At 46.2% G+C, this 3,440-nt stretch carries 5 protein-coding genes and 1 tRNA gene; 4 read left to right on the top strand and 2 right to left on the bottom strand.

Annotated elements, in window-relative coordinates; translation table 11 throughout:
* Window positions 1-201 precede the first annotated feature (201 nt).
* Entirely contained in the window at window positions 202-546 is a 345-nt protein-coding gene (locus tag V6C93_RS36255) for a Dethiobiotin synthetase (protein WP_333481549.1), read from the bottom strand.
* 270 nt (window positions 547-816) lie between these two features.
* Between V6C93_RS36255 and speD the strand changes: the two genes are divergently transcribed.
* Window positions 817-1,215: an adenosylmethionine decarboxylase gene (gene speD, locus V6C93_RS36250; protein WP_333481548.1), complete on the top strand. Its 399-nt coding sequence runs from the start codon at window positions 817-819 to the stop codon at window positions 1,213-1,215.
* 150 nt (window positions 1,216-1,365) lie between these two features.
* Here the strand turns inward: speD and V6C93_RS36245 are convergent.
* Window positions 1,366-1,439, bottom strand: a tRNA-Val gene (locus V6C93_RS36245).
* 158 nt (window positions 1,440-1,597) lie between these two features.
* Between V6C93_RS36245 and V6C93_RS36240 the strand changes: the two genes are divergently transcribed.
* The 3 genes from V6C93_RS36240 (at window position 1,598) to V6C93_RS36230 (ending at window position 3,118) form a co-directional block, all read left to right on the top strand.
* A complete protein-coding gene (locus V6C93_RS36240; RefSeq protein WP_333481547.1) occupies window positions 1,598-2,101 on the top strand; it encodes a DNA recombination-mediator protein A in 504 nt (167 codons plus the stop codon).
* Window positions 2,102-2,104: 3 nt separating this feature from the next.
* Window positions 2,105-2,539, top strand: coding sequence for an MAPEG family protein (locus tag V6C93_RS36235; protein WP_333481546.1), 435 nt, complete (start codon window positions 2,105-2,107; stop codon window positions 2,537-2,539).
* Between the two features lie 87 nt (window positions 2,540-2,626).
* Window positions 2,627-3,118 (top strand): YajQ family cyclic di-GMP-binding protein, encoded by a 492-nt coding sequence (locus V6C93_RS36230; RefSeq protein ID WP_333481545.1) that lies wholly within the window; start codon window positions 2,627-2,629, stop codon window positions 3,116-3,118.
* The last annotated feature ends 322 nt before the right edge of the window (window positions 3,119-3,440 follow it).

Raw genomic sequence — 3,440 nt, 5'->3', positions numbered from 1 at the left:
AAGAGGATGTGGGCAAGTTAGAGGCTGAATTACGCGATCGCTAATGCAAGAAGGCAGAAGCCAGGAGGCAGGAGGCAGGAGGCAGAAGGCAGTCCCGATGAAAAAATTTCACAGCCATGAATGAAAGTGGTATTGCCCATTCCCGACTCCCCACTTTCAAGTCAGAAGGGTTAAACGTTGGACAGTAAGCGAGTTAACCCTTTACTGGCTGTGCCACTCTCCAGCAAAAATACTTTTGACCGCTCTAGAAATTCGCTTCAAGTCTTCATCTAACAGAGGAGGCCAAACGACCCCGGCTTGACGCCCAGCTTCATAATGTCGCCTGCTGTCATAAGAGAGCAGATAAAGGGCGTAGCCCAGTTCTCGGTCAAGGGTAGAGGAGCTTCGCAACGCCTCAAACACGACTTTCAACGCTAACAGAATATTCGTCACTTGACCGGGTACGGGTGCTTGTCCTTGCGCTAGCCGCACGAGGAACGAATCAGAATTCGAGTCGGCAACCGTTCCTTGGTGAATTAGAAAGCCACGAGCAGTTTTGTAATCCATTGATTTGCGATCGCCTCCTCACCCCCCTCTCACCAAACGTTCGAGGCTTCAGTTAATAACATTACCCATATCTCAGGATTTTGTAACCCATATTCAGCAGTTTCCTGCAACTGTGCCACTTTTATACTGTGTAGCCATTAATTTGCGTAAGTCCTCAGTACAGTGTTCGTACTCCTGTGCAAAATTTTTGCTCGCTCCAGTGCGATCGGCAGGAATTATGTGCTATAAAGATAGTCTTTGAGACCTTATCGGGTGGAGCAATCAGATAGAATGAAACAAGTGGGAACTCATCTGGTCGTTGATGCATGGGAAGCTTCAGAAGACCTTCTCAATGACCCTGAGGCAATTCGCCGCGCTATGCTAGAGGCGATTTCCGCAGGAGACGCAACCCTTATAGATTTGTGTGTACACCAGTTTAGTCCCCACGGAGTCACGGCAACAGCGACTTTGGCTGAGTCCCATATTGCGATTCATACTTGGCCCGAACATGGGTATTTTGCAGCCGATCTATTCTTCTGCGGTCGGGGCAAACCTGAGCGGGCAATGGAAGTTTTGCAAACCGCACTTAAAGCCAAGAAAGTCAGAACTAGAGATATCACTCGTGGCTTTGAGGAAGCTGCGGACTCTACTAATCGAGTGAGAGAGCCATTCTACCAAACTCTCGTATAAATTTTTTGGCATAACTGAACATGCTTCAGCAAGGATTTGCTGAAGCATTATTTTTTTGCATTTTAGTATTAAATCTTTGGATTCAGCATGGCGTTACCAAAGTACAACCTCATGCTCGAAGATTCAGATAGTCTTTGATTCAGAATTAGATGGACACAACTGGACTCGAACCAGTGACCCCTACGATGTCAACGTAGTGCTCTAACCAACTGAGCTATGCGTCCGCACGATTTAGAATGATAGCACAGCTTTTAGTAGAGATGCAACTTTTACCAGCAGATTGCTCTAAATGATGGATTGAGAGCCAAAACACTATTTAGGCAATCTAATCGCAGCCGCTTCTGCTAGAATATCTGGGTCGTTGAGCTAAACCACTACATCTTTGACTCAGTCAGTAGACATCATTGGTGTCGATACATTGGCGCAAGAGCTGGCAACAATCCAGCAAACCAGTTCCAAGCGGATTGCGCTTCTAGGGTCGCGTCATGTTCCCATCACCCACCAAAACTTGATCGAGATGATGAGTTACGCTCTTGTTCTGAGCGGTAATCGTCTCATGACTTCTGGTGCTACCGGCACAAATGCCGCTGCAATCCGAGGTGCAATGCGTGCCGACCCCAGCCTACTCACAGTGATTTTGCCCCAAAGTCTAGAGCGCCAGCCTAGAGAATCGCGGGAACAACTGCAACAGGTGATGCATTTGGTAGAAAACCCAGAAAACGATCATCTATCTCTAGCGGAAGCCAGTTCCTTGTGCAATCAGGAAATTGTTTCCCGCTGTCAGCAGTTGATTTGCTTCGCGTTCCATGACAGCAAAACGTTGCTAAAAACCTGTGAAGAGGCGGAGGAGCAACGCAAGGTTGTCACATTGTTTTACTTTGATTAAGTTATGAATCCACAGGGTTCTGCGATTTTCCTTTACTGTATTGTCGCAGCAGCAGTCCTGATTTACGTGCCGTTTTTGGTAGTAGCTTACGCTCGGGTGAAGTTAGGATACGATCGCAGCGCACCGCGAGCCATGTTTGATAAGTTACCTCCCTATGCTCAGCGAGCGACTTGGGCGCACCAAAACTCGTTTGAAGTGTTTTCGATCTTCACGGCCGCTGCGTTGATGGCTTATGTGACAGGACAAAATTCAGATTTAGCAGTAGGTGCTGCGATCGCGTTCACCGTAGCCAGACTGCTATACTCAATTTTTTATATCTGCAATATTCCCACGGCGCGATCGCTAATGTTCGGTCTGGGTTCAGCTTGTAGCGCCATCCTCTTCGTCTTAAGCTTACTGAGTATCACTCCCCCACTCCAATCACTCTCAATCTTGTAGAGAGACGATTGGATACATCTTGAACTTTAAGCTATTGGCTGTTAAGCATTATTGAACGACAACCTATCCTTAACTCCTTATAAGATTATGGCTTCTACATTTTCATTTGATGTTGTTAGCGACTTTGACCGACAGGAGTTGGTCAACGCTGTAGACCAAACTACTCGCGAAATTATCAGCCGTTACGACCTCAAAGATACTAAGACGACAGTAGAGTTGGGGGAAGAGGTGATTACCGTGAATACGGATAGCGAATTCACTCTAGATGCGGTTCATACGATTCTCCGAACCAAAGCAGCCAAGCGCAACCTCTCGCAGAAAATCTTTGAATACGGCAAAGTCGAATCTGCCAGTGGCAATCGCGTGCGTCAAGAAATAAAACTTAAAAAAGGAATCAGTCAAGACATTGGTAAAAAAATTACCAAACTGATTCGAGACGAATTCAAAAAGGCACAAGCCTCCATTCAAGGAGATGCAGTCAGAATTACCAGCAAGTCTAAAGACGAGTTACAAGAAATCATTCAGCGACTCAAGCAGGAAGATTTGCCCGTAGCACTGCAATTTACCAATTACCGCTAGAGCAAACAAAGCCTGCTTGCGTACTCCTCTCCTGATGCACGACCTGTTCTTAGTAGACCCTAGCTCTAGTAAAAGGCAAAAGGCAGAAGGCAAAAGACTTTTATGTTTATGACTGAATACGTGGCTGTTTGGTCTGTGAAATTTATCCCAACCTAGATGGGGACAGCAATATCTTTATCTCTTACGGTTGAGGGGAATTGAGGCAAACAGGATTAAGCTAACTAGTTACAGTTGCCAAAACTGTAACCAAAGGAACACCCCTAGCTGAAGCAGGTCATCTTAGAAGAAAAATCGCATCAGCAAGTGAGGTAGTGACATGAAC

The organism is Allocoleopsis sp., assembly GCF_036703385.1.
Taxonomy (GTDB): domain Bacteria; phylum Cyanobacteriota; class Cyanobacteriia; order Cyanobacteriales; family Coleofasciculaceae; genus Allocoleopsis.
The sequence above is the reverse complement of the archived record's forward strand: the minus strand, read 5'-3'. Positions and strand labels throughout refer to the sequence as shown.

Coding starts and splice junctions, on each gene's coding strand:
- V6C93_RS36235 (WP_333481546.1), top strand. CDS start 2,105: ATGAATCCACAGGGTTCTGCGATTTTCCTTTACTGTATTGTCGCAGCA.
- V6C93_RS36255 (WP_333481549.1), bottom strand. CDS start 546: ATGGATTACAAAACTGCTCGTGGCTTTCTAATTCACCAAGGAACGGTT.
- V6C93_RS36230 (WP_333481545.1), top strand. CDS start 2,627: ATGGCTTCTACATTTTCATTTGATGTTGTTAGCGACTTTGACCGACAG.
- speD (WP_333481548.1), top strand. CDS start 817: ATGAAACAAGTGGGAACTCATCTGGTCGTTGATGCATGGGAAGCTTCA.